Origin of the sequence: Mycobacterium terramassiliense, from assembly GCF_900157385.1 — a bacterium.
Lineage (GTDB): Bacteria > Actinomycetota > Actinomycetes > Mycobacteriales > Mycobacteriaceae > Mycobacterium > Mycobacterium terramassiliense.
On sequence record NZ_LT717701.1, the window covers coordinates 1,196,977 to 1,219,636 of the forward strand.

Consider the following 22,660-nt stretch of genomic DNA (forward strand, 5'->3'; position numbering starts at 1 on the left):
TCGGAAACTGAACTGCAGCCCGGCTGGCGATGGCGCGCCTGTCGTCGCAGTCCCCAGGCCCTCAGCGCTCTAGGGCGTTTCGCAGACTGATGGCGGCGTGCCCGCCATATTCACGTCCGCATCCTCCCACAGTATTACCTTGCGATATGTAAGGTAACTCAAGTGCGCAGCGCTGCCCCAGATCGAACGTCGGATCCCGTTCTTCGGCAGTCGGTGTTGCTCTACCAGGGCGGCGTAATCGTCGTGGACACCCTTGAATCGAAGGTCACAGTTGCCGCCGGCGCGTCGGGGGCCAGGGTGGGGATGGCACGCGAGTTCGGACATCACGGCGTGCCCGTCGTTCTGTCCGACGTAGCCGAAGAATGCCTGAACAACGCTGCAACCGAGCTTCGGTCGGAGGGCGTCAGTGCATGGGCCAGTGGCCTTCAGTGTGGCCCGCTGCGTCCACCGGTACCAGGCACCAGGCCTTCGTGTTGACGAAAGGCAGTTATAGGCGAAGGGGAACACGGTGAAGTGTCAGGCCGCAATACTTCGGGGAGTCGGCCACGAGTGGGGGGTCCACGACATCGATCTCGATCCCCCCGGAGCGGGGGAGGTCCTGGTGAAGATGGTCTCTGCCGGCATCTGTCATTCCGATGACCACTTCGCTACCGGTGATACCGTGCCCAGCGCCGATCTTGCCGAATTGATGCGCGCGGGCGGAGCCTTGGTCCCAGATTTGTTCCCGCTGCTGGGTGGGCACGAAGGTGCCGGGATAATCACAGAGGTCGGAACGGGGGTAACCGGACTGAAAAGCGGTGACCACGTTGGGATTTCCTTTCTGCCAGCTTGTGGCAACTGCAGCTGGTGTGTAAGCGGTCAGAGCTATCTGTGCGACGTTGGAGCCCGTATCAACGACAAAGCCATGACGACAGACGGCACTACCCGGCGACACTTTGACGGTGAAGACTTGATGGCCATGATGCAGGTCGGTACCTTTGCCGAGTACGTTGTGGCCTCCGCGCGTTCCGTGATCAAAATCGACGAATCTATTCCGTTTGACGCGGCTGCGCTCGTGTCGTGCGGTGTGCCCACCGGATGGGGGTCGGCAACCATAAGCGCCCAAACCGCGCCGGGTGACACAGTCGTCGTGATCGGTACCGGTGGTGTCGGGATGAACGCGGTGCAAGGCGCAAGAGCTGCCGGCGCAAAGGTTGTCGTCGGTGTGGACCCTGTCGAAGCCAAACGAGATATGGCGCCGTCGTTCGGCGCCACACACACGTGCCCTTCGGCCGTCGAATCGTTGGATTTGGTGCGGGAACTCACTCGTGGCGTTATGGCCGATCGGGTCATCATAACCGCCGGGGTCGTCCACGCCGATCTCATACCGGTGTCCATGGCGTTGACTCGCAAGGGCGGCACTTGCGTACTGACAGGCATCGTGCCCATCGAGGAGCTCTCGGTGCCGTTGATGCTTGCCGAGATGACTTATTCGCACAAGCAACTCAAAGGAGTCCTGTACGGCGGTATGAATCCGCGTGCAAGTATGCCTATGTTGCTGTCCATGTATCAAAGCGGCGCATTGAAATTGGACGAATTAGTGACTCGTCGCTACCGACTCGACCAGATTAACGAGGCAATCGCCGATATGCGGGCGGGTCGAAACATCCGCGGTGTCATCCAATTCCCCCAGGACTGACCCAGCGCGCGCACTACGCTTTCGCCCGCCGACCGCAGTGCGCATCGCGCGCACTTGCACCACGGCTTCATGAGTAAGGTATCGATCACTCGTCTTGCGACGAGACCGAGCGCGCCGTAAGTCACGACCACCAACGACCGCATCGCGCCCGGTGCGCTCAGCAGAGTGTCGGGCGAGCCTCGTTAACAAGCGTGGACGACATCGCGCGGCTCGCTGACGGTCTGCGGCGACGCGCTCAGCTCTACGGTGGCGTGCTGTGTCTACGCCGTTCTCGGTTCGACGAGCCCACCGGTGGCGACGAGATGTTTCGTCAGCTGGTGTCGGCGGGGATCATCGAGCCGGCGGGCGATCAAAGCGGCCTTCGTAACGCCGGCTGCGTATTCGCCGTTAAGCCGCGGGACCGCTGGTCGCCAAACCCGGTTGACACCAAGGGTTTTCGCAACATTGTGTGGATCGCACCTGATTCAGCTAGCCAGCCTGGTGCCCTACGCTGTGACTAGCCTGAATGCCCAAACCCATGCCTGGCCCACAGATCACCCTGCTATCCACCGACGCCGCCGGGCTCCCGTTGACGGGTGGAAGGCCTCGGAGGACAACAGAGCCGACCCTGCGACCAGGGTGCCGACCATCAGTGAGTTCAAGCAATTTGGCGCCCAGGCAGTCCGCGTCATCCCGACGCCCAGGAACGTGCCCACACGGCAGCCGCAGCTGACCGACGCGGTCCGCAGCACCTCAGCATTGCCCTAACTGACGATCACCGCGACGGCGTCATGGCTCGTTGGGCGCTGCGTGGACCGCCGTGGTGGCTGCGCGGCCCGACCCGGGCGCGCTGATGCGCTGGACGGCACTGTGCCGGACATCTGCCGCGGGCGACATCAGTGAGGCCCGCCGACCGACCTCCATCAAGAGTGTCAGGGTATTGGGGCCGGCGGGCTAGCACACGGGCCGGCCGACTCGCTTGCAGCGCGCTTGGCATGCTGGGACGTGGTTGTCGACGCTGGTCGTTTGCTTCTGCAGTATCAAACAAATTCGGTGCGCCCGACGACAGCGTGCCGACCGTCAGGAGCGGACAGTGGCTGGGGAAAGTCACCTAGCTGTGGTATTCCACTACGTTGGTTACACGGGAACTGCTCCGGTGGTTTATCCCGCCTGCACCGCGCGCCTCTATGGATTGGCGGTAGGGACGGCGGCGCCGGTCAGCTCCGGGCAAGGATGGCCGAAAGTGCTTGGCGCAGTTCTTTGTCCGGGTCGGCGGGGAGACTGTCGGCACGCCAGCCGACGAAATCGTCTGGGCGGACCAAGACCGCCCCGTCGGGCTTGAGTCCGCTGGCAGCCGCCCAGGCGCCATCGGGGTCAACGGTGTCGTCGATGTAATGGGCGGTGATCGGCACACCCAAGGTGTCGGACGACGATGTCGCCGCGGCGGTCCACCGCACCCCGTCCGCCCCGGTGAGCAGGGTGAACCCGGGAGCGAGCAGGTCGAGGGTCGAGATACGCTGCCCGTCGCGATGTACCCAGACGTGTGGGATGCGAGTGCCGGGTTGTGCGTGCAAGTCGTCGACGAGCGCTACGGTGCCTGGATCTGCCGCAGCCGCATCACCATTCACGATCGCGGCCGACCGGTATTGGTAGCCGATGACCACCGCGAAATTCGATGCTTTTTCCTCCGGCGGCAACGTCACGCTGTCGTTGTCGAACCGCAGGGCTTCAAGCTGCGGCCCGGTGCATGACTGGCGGGCGCAGAAACGCCCGATGGGGTGCCGCTCGGTGTGGTAGGTGCTCAGCAACTCGGGTCCGGCCACGCCGTTCACGACGGCGGCGAGCTTCCAGGCCAGGTTGTCGGCGCTCTGGATGGCGATGTTGGCTCCCCCGGCCCGAAACGGCGGTATGGTGTGCGCCGAGTCGCCGACAAGAAACACACGCCCGCACTGGAATTGGTCGGCCACCTGTTCGGCTGGTTGCCAGCGCATGATGTCGATGATCTCGACAGGAATCTGTTCACCGATGGCCGTGAGGAGCAGCTCGTGGCAACGGTCCGGGGTGAATTGTTCGGCGGTTTCCCCGCGTTCAGGGAAATAGGTGATCACGAACACCCCAAGGTCACTGTCAGTCGAGACGAATAGCCCGTCCACCTCGGCGTTTCTGATTTGCAGAACGTCCCCATCGCCCAGGTTAGGGACGAGTTTGCGCCACGGCGCCCGAAAGTAAATGAGGATGGAGTACAGCGGCCACACACCCGACCCGGACGTGCTGATGCCCAGTGTCTCTCGGACCGGGCTGTGGACACCGTCGGCGGCGACCAGGTAGTCGGCGCGCAGCGTTTCGGACTTTCCTGAATCGCGTTCGCGCACAACCGCTGTGATGCCTGTGTCGTCCTGCTCGAAGAATGACAACTCTGTCCCATAGCGCACCTGACTGCCATGGTGGCGAGCGTGTGCGAGCAGGATCGGCTCGGTCCTGCTCTGCGGGCAGAACTGCACGGAAGGCTCTGGGCTTAGCCCCTCAAACTCCGAAACCATTCCGGAGACAAGGGCGTTCATCGCCACGGCTGGTTCTTCTATTGCACCGTTCACGGTCGCCTTAACCACCGTGTCCGAAGGGTGCTCGGCGACGGCGTGGACCGCATCGCTGACACCGAGACGGCGCAGGATCTCGAAGGTGCGGAAGCCGACGTTGCGAGCTTTCGGATAGACGAAGACCTCAGCCCGCCGTTCGACCAGCAGGGAATGAACTCCGTCCTTGGCCAGCAGTGCCGACATCGCCAGCCCGCCGACGCCCGCGCCGACGATAAGCACAGGAACACGCGTGACGTTCATACTCATTTTCCTTCCACGGATTCGGCGACGCCGGCAGGATGCAGCTACAGGAAAGCCTTCGTTCCCGGGCCGGCGATAAACGGCTTTACCAGCGGCGGATAAGCCTTCATCGCCTGACCCGCGGGGATAAGTTCAGGCCTTTCCAGCGCGTACTCTTTGCCATTCCAGGTGAGCGCGCATTTCCCGGCGGCCAGGACGTTGCGGCACCAATCGACTTCGGGGTATGCCACCCCCAACACGAAACCGTCGCCGAGGCGGTACGCGCTCAGCGGGGTCACGTAGCTTTGTCCGCTGCGCCGCCCCACGTGATGCAGAGCAGCGAGGTTGAAGTAGAGCATTCCCACGCGGGTTCCGGCGATCCGTCGCATCGGACGGTTCGCCGTCTTGGTGCACCGGCGGATCCTGTCGCTGAACCACTTCACCCGCAGCAGCGGTGAGACGGCGAGTAACAGGAGATACAACCCCGCCGCGGTCACGACGGGTACCGCTATCACTATCCCTAGCAAATAAATCAGTCGGTTGCGAGGCTCCATGCGGCTGGCTCGCTTCCTATCGCCGCTCTCATATCATAGACAGAACGTGTCAGTTCCGTTCCGTATGAAGGATGCCACGGATCCCGGCCGCATGCAACGTACGGAGGTTCGTCGCCTAGGCCGCTCCGAGATGCGCTACTCGCCGGCGTCGGTGGGTGTAAGCGTCAGCAACAATCCCTCGAGGGCACGCCGAACGAATACCCGATCGACCGGCCGTCCCGTCATCACGCGCAGGATGTTGAGGCCCACGAAGGCGTCGGGTATCACAGTCAAATCGCGACCCGAGGGAATCTCGCCCCGGGTCACGGCCTGGTCAAGAAGCGCCTTGATGATCTGACGCGGCGTGGACAGCGCAAGGTCATCCAGCGCCGCCGCGAGGACGGGATGGTTCATCGCCGCCGTCGCCGCGCCGACGATCACCTTGACCGTGCTCAGAGTGGCTTCATCGTAGTCCGGCACCATGGCTGCCACCGCGTCGATGTCGCCGCGCAGACTCCCGGTATTCGGTGGCTCGACAGGTCGAAGTCCATATCGCCAATGCGCGATCGCCTCGGCCACCACCATGGCCTTCGACGACCAGCGCCGATAGATCGCGGCCTTACCCACCCCAGCGCGCGACGCGATATCGTCCATGCTCATCCGGTCATAGCCAAGCTCGCCGAGCCCTTGCAGCGCCGCATCGAGGATGGCGGCATCAAGAGAGGGATCAAAGCGTCCCGCATTTCTCCCTGCTGGTTGTCGGCGCGTTGTGCGTGCCGCCTGACCGCCTCCAACGCTGTCGGTACTCATGCAGGTCGGTCCCTCACTTTAGAGCAAGACGAAGCTGTTCCGTCTCAACCTAGCCGGGCCGGCAATCTCGCCGCAAAAGACGAGGGTGGATACACAGCATTTTGCGCCCAGAGCTAACGATCGCCGCCGGGAGGGCAGATCCGCCGCGGACGCGTCATCAGCGGCCAGGCGGAACGAACGGGAGCGCCGCCATTCCCGCGCGCCAATGTGGTCTTGTTCGAATGACTTCACCGCGTAACCCGTAAGACTCAGAGTCAGTCTCGATATGGCTCGTTGGGCGCCGCGTGGACCGCCGTGGTGGCTGCGCGCGGCCCGACCCGGGCGCGCTGATGCGCTGGACGGCACTGTGCCGGACACATGGGCCGCGGGCGACATCGGGGGAGGGCCGCCGGCCAACCTCCATCAAGAGGTGTCAGGGTATTGGCCGGCGGGCTAGCACACCGGCCGGCCGACGGCGCTTGCAGCGCTTGGCATGCTGCTGGGACGTGGTTGTCGACACTGGTCGGTTGCTTCTGCAGTATCAATCAAATTCGGTGCGCCTGACGACAAGCATGCCAACCGTCTTGAGTGGACAGTGGCTGGGGAACGTCACCGAGCGTTGGAAGGCCGAGTTCGGCGACTGCGTGTCCGAGGTGAGGTTCGCATTCGTTGATGCGCGCGGGTCAGCCAAACCTGTAAGTCGTGGGGTCAACACTGCGCTAGTTCATACGATGTGGAATGGAGAGCTAGATATGGCAGGGAAAGTGTGGTTCATTACCGGGGTCTCGCGGGGGTTTGGCCGGATGTGGGCGTTGGCGGCATTGGAACGAGGAGACAAGGTTGCCGCGACCGCGCGCGACACCACGACGCTCACCGATCTGCGCGAGCGCTTCGGCGATGCAATGCTGCCGCTGGAACTCGATGTGACTGACCGTGACGGTGACTTCAGCTGTGTGGCCGCAGCTTTTGCCCACTTTGGCCGGCTCGACGTCGTGGTAAACAATGCCGGTTACGGGCAGCTTGGCTTCATCGAAGAACTTTCCGAAGGTGAAGTCCGTGATCAGATGGAAGCGAATTTCTTTGGTGCCGTGTGGATCACGCAAGCAGCGTTGCCATTCATGCGTAAACAGCGCAGCGGCCACATCATCCAGATCTCCTCGGTCGCTGGTCTTTTCACGCTGGGCGATGCCGGACTGTACTGTGCCTCGAAATTCGCATTGGAGGGTTTCAGCGACGCGCTGGCTTCTGAGATCGAACCATTCGGTATCCATGTCACCCTCGTCGAACCCGGCCTATTTGCGACTGACTTTGCAGGATCGTCCGCCAAGCGGCCCGACCAAATGCCCCATTACGCCCGCGGGCACCAGGAATCGGCGGCTGCGCTGGCCGACATTTTGGGTGAGCCAAATGACCCGGAGCCGACGGCTGCAGCGTTACTCAAAGTCGTTGACGCACCGAGGCCTCCGCGCCGCGTGATCTTCGATTCCAAGATGGTGCCGGTCATTAAGAACTTCTACCAGCACCGAATCGCGGTCTGGGAGGAGTGGAAAGACGTGACATGACAGCTGGCAGGGCGCACTGCAGAGTTACGACTTGACCGCCGGATGCCGGCTCAGACCGGTCGCAGTTGTCCGATGCGATCTTCCCGGTCGGCCCTGCTCATGGTCCGCCTGTTCTAAGGGAGGCTCCTGGAGACAATCGGTTGGCGAGGACATCGTGTGGGTCGCTGACGGTCAGTGGCATTTTGCTACGCGGTGCGCGCCCAGTTCACTGTAAGACTCAGACTCAGTCTCGATACCGATTCTCCTGCTGCACTGCGCAAATGCTGGCGGGACGACGAGATGCGAATCAGTTGGCTAACCCGGCGGGTTCCGCGCCTGTTGATAGGCCCAGCGGTAGTCGGGTTTGCCTGCGGGACTTCGTTCGATGCCGTCACGAAACACGACTGCTTTGGGCAGCTTGTAGCGTGCGATCGACTTTGCGGCATGGTCTATCAGATGCTGTGCGCTGGCATCGGCGCTACCGGTGAGGGCCACAATCGCGACGACTTCTTGTCCCCACCGCTCGCTGGGCCGCGCCGCGACCACCACATCAGCGACCGCGGGGTGTGAGGCAATCGCCGCTTCGACCTCTTCGGCGAAAATCTTTTCGCCGCCGGAATTTATCGTGACCGAATCGCGGCCGAGCAATTCGATCGACCCGTCGGCAAGGTGGCGCGCGCGGTCACCGGGAATCGAATAACGGTGCCCCTGGATCTCAGGGAAAGTTGCGGCTGTTTTCACGGCATCACCCAGATAGCCCAACGGGACGAATCCGCGTTGCGCCAGCCAACCCATACCCTCATGACCTGGGCTTAGGATGGCGCGCAAATCCTCGGACGCCACACAGGTGTCAGGGCCGGGCGTGAAACTACTGCTGAGATCGGCATCGCCGCTCGACAATTGGCGCATCTGCTGGCCAGCCTCAGAGGAGCCCACACCGTCGATCATCAACAGTCCCGGGCGCACTTGGGCCAGTCGATGTTTGATCGCCGACGTTAGGGCTGCCCCACCGTTGGCCCACACCGCTACGCTGCTCAATGCGGCGCCGCGCCGCGCCGCGGCGGCCAGCACCGGCCGCGCCATCGCGTCGCCGACGGCCTGCACCACGACGATCTGTTCGGCGTCGATGAGGTTGACCACCTCCTCAGCGTCCATGCGGTCCACCGCGGTGGGCAGCACGACGGTCTGGCCGGTGGTCATGGCGTTGAGTACCGACCATTGCGCCGCGCCGTGCATCAGCGGGGGCAGCACAAGAATCTTCGCTGGCGCCGTTGCGGCGGCTCGCGCGACGAGCTCCTGGCACGAACCGATGACTTCGCCGGTGAGAAAGTCACGGCCCCCGAAGGCGGAAACGAAGATATCGTGTTGGCGCCACAGCACGCCTTTGGGTCTGCCGGTGGTGCCGCCGGTGTAGAGCACGTATAGGTCATCAGGCGACGGGGTGACGTCTGGTGGATCGACCCGGCCAGAACCCACGATCGATTCGTAGTCGACCGCGCCCGGTAACAGATCATGATCTGATGCGTCGGCGATCTGGATGAGCACCCGAACGTGCGGCAGTTCCGGCAGGACCTCGGCCACTCGGGGCGCAAACGTGCCGTGATACAGCAGCGCGCTGGCGCCCGAATCGGCCAGCAGATATGTCAATTCGTCTTTGACGTAGCGGTAATTAATGTTAAATGGCGCCACTCGGGAACCGAAGGCTGCCAGCATGCCCTCGATGTACTCATTGCCGTTGAGCGCATAGATGCCGAGCAGGTCCTGACCGCACTGGTGATTGGCTAACTCCCGCCGATCGGTGTGACAGCCCAGTCCACGTCCATTCAAGAACCGGGCCAGCCGGTTGGCCCGATGCACCACTTGCAGGTAGGTCAAGCGCTTATCGCCCTGAACGATGAATTCCCGCTCGGCGATAGCGGCAGCGATAGCGTTGGCGACAGCGCTGACGGTATACCGCGGTGCTAGAGGATCAACGACGCCATTCACCGGGAGCCCCCTGGGCGCGGGAGCACACGGGGACAGATACCAGCAGAAGCCGTCGGTGATCGCATCACCTTGCTCGACGATCCGCCGAGATGGCGGGGAGGCGGCGAAGGCCGCCGCGTGGGATCGATGATGGCACAGGCTAATCCAGCGTCGCAGACCGTCCCTACCCGCGCGGCAGCGCGCCATGGCCCCGGGTAACCCGTTGCTTTGACGCGATGGATCCCCGGCGTCCACGCATCCTCGATGTGGAGGATGGACGCCGGCTTTGCAGACCTGCCGACCGGCACACCCCTCACGTCCCGGGCAGCAGCGATCGGTGAGGATTCACCGTGGGCCACCGACTGCCTCCCGCTTCGTGGTTCGCTATTGCGATGCACCTCGATAGCCACGCGCAGCGTCCGTTTCATGTCGCCGAATTGAGTAGGGCATCGGGCGCAGGCATTCTTGAGTAATCGATCTGGTTGGTGATGATTGCCGCCGAAAAACCGTTGTCGACAAGCAAATTGGTTCCGTTGATGTAACCAGCAGCGTCAGAGCCCAAAAAGGTCAGCGCGTCCGCGATCTCACCGGGCGTGGCTTTGCGCCCACCGCTTTGGCTGACGGTCCAATCAAGCATCCCTGCTCCCATCGACGTCTGAAAGTCAGGGAGCAGCGGGGTGTCGATAATCCCCGGGCAGGCGCTGTTGATTCGGATGCCGCGCCGGCCCAGTGGCACAGCCTGCTGCAGGGTAAGCACCTGAAGACACTCTTTGGAAAAACCGTAGGAATTGTGGGTCAGCTCGGGATGGGCCTGCACCCACTCCAGGGCCTCGTGCCAATCCTCAATGGCCAACAACTCCAGGATCGCGGCCAACCGCTCCATGTATCCGCCCCCGGCGATGGACGCGGTGTTGACCACGGCGCCCCGTGCGGGCAGTCGATCCTGTAGAGCAGCGATCAGGCGGCGTGGTGCCAGCACGTTGACACCCATGACAACCGGAAGGGGCATGGTGGCAGCAACACCGGCGTTGTTGAAAAGCACATCGATACGATCCGGAAGTTCGTTGATGGCTTGATCGACGGCCAGTCGATCGGACAGGTCAACGGTGATGGAGTCGTCAACGGATGTGCCACACGGCTTGATATCGAGGCCAATGATGCGCTGGGCTCCTGCGGCCCGCAGCCGCTCGGTCAGGGCAGCACCGACTCCGGTGGCTGCGCCCGTGACGACCACAGTCTTGTGCTGATAGTCGATGATGGCAGACATTGCTCGGTCCCTTCGTGGTTGATGTAAAGATGGACGGCCTTTGAGTTGTGCGGTGATGCCCAGCCGCAGAGCGCGCATCTGGGGGCTGCACTTGGCTCGTGTAATCGGTTGCCGCCCAAGAGAAGCGATGCGGTCCGCGCAGTCACCGGGGCACCATGCCGCCGTCGGCGATTAAGGTCTGACCGGTGATGAAACTGCCGGCATCGGACACCAAAAGCAACGCCGGTCCGATCATTTCCGAGGGGGCAGCGATCCGTTGCAGCAAGGCCGAGGCTTTCATGGCCTCGATAAACTCCGGGGGATTGCCGCGTACCATGTCGGTATCGACCGACCCGGGCGCCAAAGCGTTGACGCGTATGCCCTGCGCGGCGAACTCGGCAGCCATCGACCGTGTGAAGGAGACCATGGCGGCCTTGGCCGCCGAATACATCGAGACCATTGGTGAAAAGATGAACGCGCCGGCCGAGACCATGTTGAGGATGGCGGCGTGTTGACTTTTCCGCAAGTAGGGCAAGGCCGCTTGAACCAGGAAGACCGGGCCTTGCAGATTCACCGAGAAGGACTTAGCCCAGGCTTGTGGGGTGATTTCGCCGAGTGGCAGCGCCAACGCGTTGGCCGCGTTGTTGATGACGATGTCGATGCCGCCGAATTCGTCGACGGTGACCGCGACCAGTTGATCGATGGCCTCGAGGTCACCCAGGTGGGTGGGCACTCCCAACGCAGCGCCGCCGCCCAAAGACCGCAGATTATCGGCGGCCGCTGCGCATGCTTCGGGTTTGCGGCTGGCGACACACACGTTGGCGCCGCATTGCACCAACGCCTCGGCGATAGCCAGGCCGATGCCGCGGGTTCCGCCGGTGACGATCGCGGTGCGACCGGCGAGGTCGAACAGCGGGCCTAACACATCGTTGGTCAACGTTGACGCTCCCAGGTCGATCCGGCCAAATCTGTGCCGCAGGCCCTGCAAGCACAGTGTTGCGGGATGCGCGGCAAGTCGCACCCGCGTTACCTTACATTGTGTAAGATAACCGCGATTGGCCAAGGAGTCACGCATCGCCGCCACCGCCGCCGCGCTGAGGCCCGTATATGCCGACGATGGACCGACTGGGCTGGCCACGGACCGCGTAAAGGGACTGTCATGCCGAACAACACGACCACCGTAGCCATCACCGAGTACGACAAGCTGTTCATTGGGGGTACCTGGACTCAACCCTCGACCACGGAAGTGATCGAGGTGTTCTCACCGGCAACCGGGAAGAAAGTCGGTCAAGTCCCTCTGGCGGGCGAGATCGATGTCGATGCTGCCTGCGCGGCGGCTCGCCGCGCCTTCGACGACGGTCCATGGCCGCAGATGTCACCGACCGAGCGACAAGCCGTGATCGCCAGGGCAGCTGCTCTCGTCGAGGAACGCGCCGAGGATTTCAAGCATGTGCTGACGCTGGAAACCGGCCAGCCACAAACCATTATCGACATGATGCAGTTCGGCGCCGGGTTGTCTGTTCTTCAGTACTACGCCACTGCCGCCGGCAAGTTCAGCTGGAGTGAGGTACGCGACGGTGTTTACGGCCAGACGTTGGTGACCCGAGAGCCGATCGGTGTGGTCGCGGCGGTGGTGGCCTGGAATGTGCCGTTCTTTTTGGCCTGCAACAAACTTGGGCCCGCATTGCTGGCCGGCTGTACCCTGGTGCTCAAGCCCGCCGCCGAGACCCCGCTGTCGACCAATCTGTTAGCCGAGGTCTTCGCCGACGCCGGCCTGCCCGACGGTGTGCTATCCATCGTGCCCGGGGGACCGGTGACCGGCCGCGCGCTGACGGCAAACCCCGAGCCGGACAAGTTCACCTTCACCGGTTCCTCAGCGGTGGGCAAGGAGATCGGCCAGATCGCCGCCGAGAAACTCAAGCCATGCACGCTCGAGCTGGGCGGCAAGTCGGCGGCCATCATCCTCGAAGACGCCGACCTCGATTCCACTTTGCCGATGCTCGTCTTCTCGGGGCTGATGAACTGCGGACAAGTTTGCGTCGGCCAGACTCGCATCCTCGCGCCGCGCTCGCGCTATGAGGAAATCGTCGAAAAACTCGCGACCGCGGTCGCGGCTACGCCAGTCGGGCCGCCAGATGACCCTGCCGCCGCGGTCGGCCCGCTGATCAGCGAAAAACAGCGCCACCGCGTCGAGGCCTACATTCAACAAGGCATCCAGGAGGGCGCCCGCCTCGTCACCGGCGGCGGTCGACCCCAAGGACTTGACCGCGGCTGGTTTGTGCAGCCCACCGTGTTCGCCGACGTCGACAACTCCATGACGATCGCACAAGAGGAGATCTTTGGCCCAGTGTTGGTGGTGATCCCTTACGATGACGAGGACGACGCGGTGCGCATCGCCAACGACTCGCGCTACGGCTTGGCCGGTTCGGTGTGGACCACCGACAACGACAAGGCCCTGCGGATCGCGTCGCGAATCCGCACCGGAACCTACGCGGTGAACATGTATGCCTTCGACCCCGGGGCACCATTCGGCGGCTATAAGGACTCCGGCATTGGGCGCGAGGGCGGCCGCGAGGGCATCGAGGCCTACTGCCAAGCCAAAAGCCTGCTGCTGCCGTTCGGCTATACCCCAGACTTGTGATCATCACGCCACGCAGGACCGTAGCGAGGTGGCGACAATGCAATCTCAACATCGACGTCGATGATCGAGGCCGACCGAATTTCCTCAAAGCGGGAAGCGTCCGTGACAAAAGCCACGATCAGTACAGTCAAACCGTGAAGTCCTCGCCGCGCCCCACGCAGCCTCGGCCCGAGACCGCAGAGGAGCCAGCCACGACGGGCCACACCCGGCGTGGTCGCCCGAAAGACGAAGCGCGCCGCCAGGCAGCCCTTGACGCCACGCGGGAACTCTTAAGCGCCAAAGGCTACGACGCAGTGACGTTGACAGAGGTCGCCCGCCTGGCCGGCGTGTCGCGCCCATTCGTTTACGACAATTGGGGTTCGAAGTTCGCGCTCGTGGAAGATGCCATCTTCACCACCGACGACCCCGGCCCGCTAGTCGATGACGGTAAGCCTTTCGCTGAGGCAATATCTGACCTGATCGCGGCGATGGTAACGATTCAGTCGGACCCGGCCTACTTGGCGGGCGTGCCGGGGTTATCGACTGACCTGTACAACCGGCCCGACCTTCTCGAGCAGATCGAAAGCAGATACATTGCGCCGGCCAGGCAAGCATATGTGCGGTTGATCAACCGGGGAAAGGCCGAAGGGGCGGTACGAGCAGACGTCGATGGCAGCGCGTTGTTGGACACCATCCGCGGTGCGGTGATGCTTCACACGCTCATCAATCCGACACTGGATGAGGCCGCGCTCGTCGAGCATCTCCGCTCAATCATCCTGCACGGCATTACAACTTGACCTCCGACGCTTTAGAAGATGTGGTGTTCTTCGGTGACGAAAACGCTCGAGCGTGCCATGTCGACAAACGTCAGCTCGTCATGCAACAACCGCTGCATCGCCTCGGCCATGGCATCAGGAGCCGCGGCGGGTGCGTCGAAATCGAGCCAAATCTCGGCGATGCCGTCGTAGGGAGGTTCACCGGTGCCGCGGCTGGCACGCGCTTGGTCGGTCAGGGGACCCAAAATGGTGTGGCTTTGCACGTAGCGGGACATTGCTGGGATCTCGTCTCGGACCGACCGCACCAAATTGGCGTGGCTATCACGCCAATAGGTCTGGAACTGCTCGGCGCTCAGCTCCGCACGTCGCCGACAGCAGAACACCAGTTTAACCATGAATTCCGTCCTTCCTTCGCCAATCCTTGCCTCCCAGAGACGAACGCGTTCAGTAGCAGCTCATTCGATGCCGGATGAGAAGCTAGCCGTTCGCATCTCGTTGAAATCTGCTTCCACGAACGGTAATTGAGACTCCCCATTGGGAAGAAGCCAGAACTGCCCCGTTTTGATCGCCTGTGCGACCATCTTCCCGACGTCTTCTGGCTCCATAGAATTTTCACCCTCAACCGAGGTCTGAAGAAAGCCGACGAACGCACCGACGTCGCCATCGACGTCACTGCCACCACTGCCGCGGCCGACCCGTGCCGCACGCACGACGTTGGTGCGCACGTTGCCTGGGCACACCAGCGTCACACCGACATTCGTACCGCCCAGCTCTGCGCGCAATGCCTTGGTTAAGCCGACGACGGCGTGTTTCGCGCAGGCGTACGGACCAACGAAAGGCGCGGCGAGCAATCCGCCCATCGAGGCGACATTGACCACATGGCAGGCAATTCCTGAATCCAGCATCCGGGGGACAAATGCGCGGATACCGTTGATGACGCCCCACAGACACGTGTCAATCGCCCAGGCCCAGTCGGCGGCGCCAAGTTCCCACTGGCGCCCAACTACTGCGACGCCGGCGTTGTTGCACAGAACATTCACGTGGCCGTAGGCCTCGACAGCCGCATCAGCCAGTGCATTGACCTCGGTCTCGCTGCGCACGTCGGCCAGCCTGCCGATGCAGTCCGCCCCCTGGGTCCGCAGGTCTACGACGGCGCGGTTGAGCTGGTCTTCGGATACGTCGGACAACACCAACCGCATGCCTTCAGCCCCGAATGCGCGGGCTATCCCCAGGCCAATACCGGAGGCCGCCCCGGTGACGACTCCGACTTTCGATTCCAGATTGTCCATCAAGCCGAATCCTCCTGGATCGCCAGAACATCGAATATATAGGGGGGGCCATGGTGTGAGCTGAGGACGCGGGAAGGGCAACGCGGTCAGCGATGCGAACCAGCGCCGTGGGAGAAAAATCATTGTCGAGCAACTCCATGTCGGAGTCGATGCTGGGCGCGACGACACGGTCGGCGCGGTAAGCGCGGGCCCGGATCACCAGGCTGACCGATTCAGCAGTGACGGTGGGGGCTGACGGCGCTGAGGCGGACTAGCCACCAACGAAGTCCCGAATCGGTGGCGGTGGCGCAACGGGATCGACCCGCTCTCTCACAGTGGTTTCCATGTTCGCTGGCCACCGTCGCGAAACGCGGCGAACGATTCCATAATTTCCCCGCTCGCAGAACACATCACCTGGGTGCGGTTCTCCAGATCGAGGGCGTGCCGGAGGCTGGGTGCATCGATGGTCTGCCACATGGTCTCTTTGGTCATCCACACCGCTAGTGGGGCATTGTTGGCGATTTCACGCGCCTTTTCCAGCGCGCTGTCCGGTAGTCGGTCGGCCGGGACAACGTCGACGACCAAACCCATGCCCAGTGCCTCGGCGGCGTCGAAAACCCTCCCGGTCAGCATGAGTTCGGCGGCGCGTGATCCCCCGACTAGCCGAGGCAGGTGGTAGCTGGTTCCCATGTCACACGCTGACACCCCGTGCCGAATGAACACCGCCCCGAACGTGGCGTCTGCGGAAGCAATCCGGATGTCGCAGGCCAGAGCCAGCGCAAATCCGCCTCCCAGGGCGGGCCCGTCGATGGCAGCGATCACCGGCTGGCGTAATCGGTGGATTTTTTCGAACGCCGATGCCATGAGCTCCTGGGCGGCGAAAGTAATACCTATCGGCGATTGAGCCGCGCCCAGAAACCCGGCGGCCGGCGTCGCGGCTGTGTTGGTGAAATCCTCAGGCGCAGCTTTGATGTCGGCGCCAGCGCAGAATGTCCCGCCGGCTCCTGTCAGGACCACGGCCCGGATGTCTGTTCTGCCCTGGATCTGGTCAAGCAACTGGTGCAACTCGGCCAAGGTTTGGCTGTCCAACGCGTTGCGCCGGTGTGGACGATTAATCGTCACGATTGCCGTCTGGCCGTCGTGAACGGACGCCAGGTCAATCGCCGGGCCGCGTCGCTGCGGCGGAGATGTCACGGTCATGAAGGCCTTCGTTTTCTGCGGATGGTCACCGGCCGGTGGTGCACCGCGACCCAGATTATATTACATGCTGTAAGCCAAGTCTTGGAGATTCCGACGCGGATGTGTACTAGACAGGTGTCCAGTCTCGTGGCGATCTAGTGATCATCTCAATACACCTGCCCACCGCGCGCTTTCGCGACGCATTGCAGGGCCACCGTGCGGCGCTCCTCAGCTAACCGACCTACCAAATCAGACACGTGTCCAGCTATGATGGGGGAACTAGATCGCTGAGGAGAACGCCCGTGACCTTTGTTATCACCCAGAACTGCTGCAAGGACGCCAGTTGCGTACCGGTCTGCCCGGTTGATTGCATCCGTCCCCTGGATGACTCCACTGACATGCTCTTCATCGACCCGGAGGCCTGCATCGACTGTGGCGCCTGTATGCAGGAATGCCCCGTCGAGGCGATCCATTATGAAGATGATCTGCCGCCAGAACAAAGAAGCTTCCAACAGATCAATGCCGAGTACTTCCGACACCATCCCCTTGAGCCGGCCCCGGTGCCCGCGCCGGCCCAGCCGGTGTCCGTCGGGGCGGGCTCGCTGCGGGTGGCAATCGTTGGCGCCGGGCCTGCCGGCAGCTACGCCGCAGCGCAGCTACTCGCCATCGACAACATCGACGTCAACATCTTCGAGCGGCTGCCCACTCCATTTGGCCTAATTCGCTACGGTGTTGCCCCGGATCACCAGAACACCAAAGCGATTTCGCGTATCTTCGAACCTACGTTCCGCAGCGGCCGGTTGCACTGTTTTTTCAACGTCGAAGTCGGAACACACATCAGCCATGAAGAGTTGACCGCACACCACCACGCTGTCATCTACGCCGTGGGCGCACGCAACGGCCGCACTCTTGACATCCCTGGCGAAGAATTAGCCGGCACGTACAGCGCCGCGCAATTCGTCGGTTGGTACAACGGTCACCCCGAGCATCAAGCTCACCAGATCGACCTCACCGCAGAGCGCGCCGTGGTCATCGGCAACGGAAACGTCGCCCTTGACATCGCGCGAGTGCTGCTTACCGACGCGGCGTTGCTGGCCAAAACCGATATCGCCGACCATGCACTCAACGCACTAGCCGCTAGCAGGATCCGGGAGGTTCACCTACTGGCGCGCCGCAGCTTCCGCGACGCCGCGTTCTCGGTAGGTGAATTCCTCGCACTGGGGCATCTCGATGGCGTCGACATCATCATCGACGACGAAGACCTCTCGCCCCGTCCAGAGGATGACCTCGAAGTCAAGCTCAAGCTGCAGATCGCCGGCCAATACGCCCGTCGCACGCCAGATCCGGCGAACAAGCGACTGATGTTCCGGTTTGGCCTCACTCCCTCCGAGGTCATTGGTGCACACAGAGTCCAAGGAATCCGGACACGGCCGACCGTAACGTCCAACGACGGCGAGGTGATCGCTACCTCGCTAGTTGTGGCCGCTATCGGTTACCGCGGGGCACCCATTCCCGGGCTGCCGTACGACTCTGTGCCCGGAGTGCTGCCCAACGACGGCGGCCGCGTGCTCGATACTGAGGGCGCCGTCATGCCGGCTGTTTACGTCACCGGTTGGGTCAAGCGCGGCCCCCAAGGAGTCATCGGCACGAACAGAGCCTGCGCGGCCGAAACCGTCGCCCACCTGATGGCTGACTTCGATCACGGGAAGCTAGCCCGAAACGTCAGCTCGGCCGATGGACTGCACGCCCTGCTTGCCCAGCGTGGATTGGCACCACTGGACTGGAACCACTGGCAACGCATCGACGCTGAAGAACGCAGGTCTGGCACCAAGACAGGACGGCCACGGGTCAAAATCGTCGACATCGCCCACATGCTTGATGCCGCGCAGGGGAATCACGACACATCGCGGGTCGCCCAGTAATCCCCAGTCCCTGAGATCGGCCCGCCAACTCCGCCATCTCACTCTCCGCTGGTGAGCGCGCCGAGTGTCGCTTAGTGCAGCGCCGGATTTATCGGGTCTGCCTCCGAAGGATCGGAAATTGAGAGTGACCGCCCGATAACGGGGGACAGGCGCGGAGCCGACCATGAATCCTCGTCGTGCATGAAGGTGCGGTTGGCATCGCCATGGCGCGCGGATTCAACACCTGACGCCTTACTGTCACGCGCATGGCACCCGCACAAGCGCGAGCCGCAATACGCCCCAAGTAAAACGACGACGGCAAAGACGTGGCCGCCCCTGAGTGAGTCTGGCCGGCTCGTGCCCGCATCGGCGGCATCGGCACATAGTGTGTAAACACGAGGCAATCCTCGTTTATAGTCCTGTGTGGAGCGTTCGTTGATCAGATTCGGGTCGAAACTGGCTGTCCGCTGCTGACGACGACTCAACGTCTCGATGTGCAAGGAGCAAAGGAACTTTCGTGCTGAGCCCGTTCGACGACTATCCGATTCACGCCTCGGCAGATCCGGTCACCCATCCTGCCAGCAGCGACCCCAACCACTACGACCGCTATTGGTTTAACGGCCACCAGCGCGACTGTGAGTTGTACTTCGGCGCCTCAATGGGCCACTACCCAGTCCGAAACATTGTCGACGCAGCATTCAGCGTCGTATGGGACGGCATCGAGCACTCAATTTTCGTCTCCGGCGCTATGCCCAAGGACCGCGCGACCAGGGTCGGACCAATACGGATCGAGGTCATCGAACCGATGCGCACCATCCGCTACATAGTCGAGCCTAACGAACACCGAATAGCTTGCGAGCTAACGTTTTCCGCGACAACTGTGGCGGTGGAGGAGCCCCGTCAACGGCGGCTCTCGGAGGTCGGTGTGGTCTTAACCGATCACACTCGCATGACGCAATGGGGGACATGGGAAGGAGTCATCAGTGTCGATGGACAGGATCTGTCGGTGCGCTCCGAGCAGGTACCCGGTGCCCGAGACAGATCCTGGGGTGTGCGGCCCGTGGGCGAACAACTCTCAACGTTGCAGCAGCCAATCATCCCGAACGTGTTTTGGCTGTGGGCGCCCCTGCACTTCGACGACCGGTTCACCCACCTCGCTCTACATGAGAACCCCGACGGGTCACGGTGGCTGGAATCGGCACTCATTCTCGATCCCCTCCGCGGCGAGACCGCGCCCTGGGACAAGGTCGGCGTCAGGGAATGCCAAAACCTTCGCTACCAACTCAACTGGGCGCCCGGGCGCCGGGAAATCACCAGGGCGGATATCTGGTTCGACGACCCGGCGGACGGTGAGGTGCACATCGAACTGACAAAGGCCTTCACCTTCCGGATGCGCGGGATTGGGTACTGGCATCCGTACTGGGCTCACGGCAGCATGCACGGCCAACTAGAGACGGGACGGGACTCGATTAGGCTCGACGACTTCGACCCACGCGATTTCAGCTCAGTGCACGTGCAAAACGTTGTCACAGCAAAAATGGGAAAACACAAAGGGATTGGCGTCCTTGAGCAGCTTCACCTAGGCCCACACGCCCCGTCCGGTCTTACCGGCTTCCTGGACGGCTACCAGCCATGGACGCAGCGGACATAGGAACCGCCGATGTCCGAGTACACCACTTTTGAGCAAGCCCGCCCCAGTGCGTCTCAGCGTGATCCAGAACACCTACGTAGCCGCTTTCAACACTGGCTGCACCACCGCTGGCCCGACGCCGCGGTTCTCGACGCGTCAGTTCCTTCCTCCAACGGGATGTCAAGCGAGACCGTCATTGTCACGACCGAGCGAGGCACACAGCAGCACCGCTTGGTAGTACGTATTGCACCACAGCCACAATCCAGCACCGTCTTCGCCCATTACGACATGCACGAGCAGTATCGGGTACTGGAGAGGCTACGGGCTCAGCTCGATCCCCCGGCGGTGCCGCAGGTGCTGTGGTGTGAAGACCACCCGGACCCGATGGGCGCACCATTTTTTGTGATGGATCACGTCGACGGCGAGATCCCTGCCGACGTGATGCCCTACACGTTCAACTCGTGGCTCACCGCGGCCAGCCCGCAGCAGCGTCAGCGGCTGCAGCACGCGACGATCGAACAGCTCGCGCGGGTGCACGCTGCAGCGCCGGCCGACTTCTCCTTCCTCGACCACCGGCAATCCGGCGAAACCGAGTTGCAGGCCCACGTCCGACGCACCCGCGAGTACTACGACTGGGCCAGGGGAGACCGGCCCGGCGTGCCGCTGATTGAGCAGGGATTCGACTGGCTGTACGAGAACTGGCCGCAGCAGGCATCGTCGCGCCCCGGCAGGGAAAGCGGCACGGTGCTGTCATGGGGGGATGCGCGCATCGGCAACATCATCTACCGCGACTTCGTCCCGGTGGCGCTGCTGGACTGGGAGATGGTCTCGTTGGGTCCCCGTGAGCTCGACCTTGGCTGGATGCTGTTCTTCCACAGCTTCTTTGAAGACATCGCACACACCGCGGGCCTGCCCGGACTTCCGGACCTTCTGCGCCGCGTGGATGTCGTCGAGGCCTACGCCGAGCTCGCCGGATATCGTCCCGCTGGGCTCGATTTCTACATTGTTTACGCCGCCCTGCGCCAAGCAATCATCTTGGTGCGAATCCAGCTGCGCGCCATCGCCTTCGGGCAAGCCGAGGTGCCAGACCAACCCGACAACATGATCATGCACCGTGAGACGTTGGCCAGGATGCTCGACGGCACCTACTTCCGAGAGGAAACAGATCACTATGACAGCTGAAACGAACGGCGGAATCAACTATGACCCCTACGATCTCCAGATCGCCGCCGACCCCTATCCGGTGTTCCGGCTGATGCGCGAGCACGCACCGCTGTACTACAACCCGACGCAAGAGTTTTACGCCCTGACTCGATTCACCGACGTCGACGCCGCCCTGGTCGACCACGACACGTATAGCTCAGCCCGCGGTGCGGTTCTCGAGCTGATCAAAGCCAACGCCCCCGTCCCATCCGGTGTCCTGGTCTATGAAGACCCACCGATTCACGGCGTCCACCGCAAGTTGCTGGCCCGCATGTTCACGCCCCGCAAGGTCTATGCGCTCGAACCCAAGATTCGCGAGTTCTGCGCCCGCTGTCTCGACCCGCTAATCGACACGGGCCGGTTCGACTTCGTCAAAGACCTTGGCGCACAAATGCCCATGAGAGTGATCGGCATGCTGCTCGGAATACCTGAAAAAGATCAGGAAACCATCCGCGACTGGTCCAACGCACACATCACCACCGAACCAGGCAAACCAATGAAGTTCGCCTCCGACGGCTATCAAACCGGCGACATCTTCACGGAGTACATCGACTGGCGTGCCGAGCACCCATCCGATGACATCATGACCGAATTACTCAATGCCGAATTCGAAGACGAGACAGGCACAATTCGCCGACTTACCCGGGACGAGCTGCTCCTGTATGTCAGCGTCGTCGCCGGTGCCGGCAATGAAACGACCACTCGGCTGATCGGCTGGGCCGGCAAAGTATTAGCCGAGCACCCCGATCAACGGCGTGAGTTGGCCCAAAACCCGTCCCTGATACCGCAGGCAATCGAGGAACTCCTACGGTATGAACCGCCTGCGCCTGCAGTGGCGCGATACGTCACCCACGACGTTGACTACTATGGGCAGACGGTCCCGGCTGGGAGCGTCATGATGCTGATGATCGGGGCAGCCAACCGCGACTACCGCCAGTTCCCGCCGGACGGGGACTTTTTCGATATCCACCGCGAGCCACGTCAGCACTTAACTTTCGGCGTGGGAACCCACTACTGCCTCGGAGCGGCGCTGGCACGCCAGGAGGGCCGCATCGCGCTCGAGGAAGTCCTCTCGCGCTTTCCCGAATGGCAGATGGACTCGGCAAAGGCTCGCCTTTGCACTTCTTCTCTTGTGCGCGGCTGGGACTCGCTACCCGCGGTTATCCCCTAAATAGTCATCACGTCCCGCCTCAACGAGTTTGTCGGCCACACTGAGCGGTTGGGTGAACAGAGCTTCGTGGCTGCCCGGCATCTGGACCAACCGGAAGGTCCCGAGACGAGTTGACATGCGTGGATGCCAACCCAAATCACCCGGTGGCATCACCAGGTCCTCAGTCCCGACAAGAAAGCTGCGCGGGATCGAAAGTTCATGGAACTTCGTCATATCCAGTGGTTCCACCCACGGACCGTACGGCTCGGGAGAAAGCTGGGAATAGGTTCGCTGAACGAGGTCTAGATCACCGTCGTTGATGAAGATATCGCGCCAGACATCGAAGGGGACGGTGAACGTGTTGTCTGCCGATTCGGACGCCATCT

Annotated in this window: 19 protein-coding genes; 9 read left to right on the top strand and 10 right to left on the bottom strand. The window is 62.4% G+C overall.

Going from position 1 to position 22,660, the window contains the following annotated elements:
* The first annotated feature begins 508 nt into the window (after positions 1–508).
* Positions 509–1,678, top strand: a complete 1,170-nt coding sequence (locus MTAB308_RS20425; protein WP_077101604.1) for an NDMA-dependent alcohol dehydrogenase — start codon at positions 509–511, stop codon at positions 1,676–1,678.
* A 191-nt stretch (positions 1,679–1,869) separates the two neighbouring features.
* Positions 1,870–2,178: a hypothetical protein gene (locus tag MTAB308_RS29035; RefSeq protein ID WP_157900988.1), complete on the top strand. Its 309-nt coding sequence runs from the start codon at positions 1,870–1,872 to the stop codon at positions 2,176–2,178.
* A 696-nt stretch (positions 2,179–2,874) separates the two neighbouring features.
* On the opposite strand, the gene MTAB308_RS20430 is transcribed toward MTAB308_RS29035, so the two are convergent.
* The 3 genes from MTAB308_RS20430 to MTAB308_RS20440 all read right to left on the bottom strand — a co-directional run bounded on the left by MTAB308_RS20430 (position 2,875) and on the right by MTAB308_RS20440 (position 5,816).
* Positions 2,875–4,494 (bottom strand): FAD-dependent monooxygenase, encoded by a 1,620-nt coding sequence (locus MTAB308_RS20430; RefSeq protein WP_077101606.1) that lies wholly within the window; start codon positions 4,492–4,494, stop codon positions 2,875–2,877.
* A 44-nt stretch (positions 4,495–4,538) separates the two neighbouring features.
* On the bottom strand, positions 4,539–4,970 hold the full coding sequence (locus MTAB308_RS20435) for a PNPOx family protein (RefSeq protein WP_077101608.1): 432 nt from the start codon (positions 4,968–4,970) through the stop codon (positions 4,539–4,541).
* Positions 4,971–5,162: 192 nt separating this feature from the next.
* On the bottom strand, positions 5,163–5,816 hold the full coding sequence (locus tag MTAB308_RS20440; RefSeq protein ID WP_077101610.1) for a TetR/AcrR family transcriptional regulator: 654 nt from the start codon (positions 5,814–5,816) through the stop codon (positions 5,163–5,165).
* Positions 5,817–6,547: 731 nt separating this feature from the next.
* On the opposite strand from MTAB308_RS20440, the gene MTAB308_RS20445 reads away from it, so the two are divergent.
* Positions 6,548–7,357, top strand: a complete 810-nt coding sequence (locus MTAB308_RS20445; RefSeq protein ID WP_077101612.1) for an SDR family NAD(P)-dependent oxidoreductase — start codon at positions 6,548–6,550, stop codon at positions 7,355–7,357.
* 294 nt (positions 7,358–7,651) lie between these two features.
* On the opposite strand, the gene MTAB308_RS20450 is transcribed toward MTAB308_RS20445, so the two are convergent.
* From MTAB308_RS20450 to MTAB308_RS20460, 3 genes are all read right to left on the bottom strand, one after another.
* Positions 7,652–9,322 (bottom strand): acyl-CoA synthetase, encoded by a 1,671-nt coding sequence (locus MTAB308_RS20450; protein WP_077101614.1) that lies wholly within the window; start codon positions 9,320–9,322, stop codon positions 7,652–7,654.
* Positions 9,323–9,725: 403 nt separating this feature from the next.
* Entirely contained in the window at positions 9,726–10,568 is an 843-nt protein-coding gene (locus tag MTAB308_RS20455; RefSeq protein WP_077101616.1) for a coniferyl-alcohol dehydrogenase, read from the bottom strand.
* A 142-nt stretch (positions 10,569–10,710) separates the two neighbouring features.
* Entirely contained in the window at positions 10,711–11,484 is a 774-nt protein-coding gene (locus MTAB308_RS20460; RefSeq protein WP_077101618.1) for an SDR family NAD(P)-dependent oxidoreductase, read from the bottom strand.
* A gap of 222 nt (positions 11,485–11,706) precedes the next feature.
* Here MTAB308_RS20460 and MTAB308_RS20465 point away from each other — a divergent pair, with 222 nt between their 5' ends.
* Positions 11,707–13,188, top strand: coding sequence for an aldehyde dehydrogenase (locus MTAB308_RS20465; RefSeq protein ID WP_077101620.1), 1,482 nt, complete (start codon positions 11,707–11,709; stop codon positions 13,186–13,188).
* 134 nt (positions 13,189–13,322) lie between these two features.
* A complete protein-coding gene (locus tag MTAB308_RS20470) occupies positions 13,323–13,964 on the top strand; it encodes a TetR/AcrR family transcriptional regulator (RefSeq protein ID WP_077101623.1) in 642 nt (213 codons plus the stop codon).
* 11 nt (positions 13,965–13,975) lie between these two features.
* Here the strand turns inward: MTAB308_RS20470 and MTAB308_RS20475 are convergent, their stop codons facing one another.
* The 3 genes from MTAB308_RS20475 to MTAB308_RS20485 form a co-directional block, all read right to left on the bottom strand.
* Positions 13,976–14,338, bottom strand: a complete 363-nt coding sequence (locus MTAB308_RS20475) for an EthD domain-containing protein (RefSeq protein ID WP_077101625.1) — start codon at positions 14,336–14,338, stop codon at positions 13,976–13,978.
* Positions 14,339–14,398: 60 nt separating this feature from the next.
* Complete coding sequence (locus MTAB308_RS20480; protein WP_077101627.1) at positions 14,399–15,232, bottom strand: SDR family NAD(P)-dependent oxidoreductase; 834 nt, start codon at positions 15,230–15,232, stop codon at positions 14,399–14,401.
* A gap of 309 nt (positions 15,233–15,541) precedes the next feature.
* On the bottom strand, positions 15,542–16,411 hold the full coding sequence (locus tag MTAB308_RS20485) for an enoyl-CoA hydratase/isomerase family protein (protein ID WP_083746606.1): 870 nt from the start codon (positions 16,409–16,411) through the stop codon (positions 15,542–15,544).
* A 281-nt stretch (positions 16,412–16,692) separates the two neighbouring features.
* Here MTAB308_RS20485 and MTAB308_RS20490 point away from each other — a divergent pair, with 281 nt between their 5' ends.
* From MTAB308_RS20490 to MTAB308_RS20505, 4 genes are all read left to right on the top strand, one after another.
* The gene (locus MTAB308_RS20490; RefSeq protein WP_077101629.1) at positions 16,693–18,312 is read left to right on the top strand and encodes an FAD-dependent oxidoreductase; all 1,620 of its coding nucleotides are present in this window, start codon (positions 16,693–16,695) and stop codon (positions 18,310–18,312) included.
* Between the two features lie 496 nt (positions 18,313–18,808).
* Positions 18,809–19,942, top strand: coding sequence for an Rv3169 family protein (locus MTAB308_RS20495; protein WP_077101631.1), 1,134 nt, complete (start codon positions 18,809–18,811; stop codon positions 19,940–19,942).
* A 9-nt stretch (positions 19,943–19,951) separates the two neighbouring features.
* The gene (locus MTAB308_RS20500) at positions 19,952–21,103 is read left to right on the top strand and encodes a phosphotransferase family protein (protein ID WP_077101633.1); all 1,152 of its coding nucleotides are present in this window, start codon (positions 19,952–19,954) and stop codon (positions 21,101–21,103) included.
* A complete protein-coding gene (locus tag MTAB308_RS20505; protein ID WP_077101635.1) occupies positions 21,093–22,295 on the top strand; it encodes a cytochrome P450 in 1,203 nt (400 codons plus the stop codon). The genes MTAB308_RS20500 and MTAB308_RS20505 overlap by 11 nt, the downstream gene beginning before the upstream one ends.
* Here MTAB308_RS20505 and MTAB308_RS20510 read toward each other — a convergent pair.
* The gene (locus MTAB308_RS20510) at positions 22,275–22,658 is read right to left on the bottom strand and encodes a salicylate esterase (protein ID WP_077101637.1); all 384 of its coding nucleotides are present in this window, start codon (positions 22,656–22,658) and stop codon (positions 22,275–22,277) included. The two genes, MTAB308_RS20505 and MTAB308_RS20510, sit on opposite strands and share 21 nt — an antisense overlap.
* Positions 22,659–22,660 lie beyond the last annotated feature (2 nt).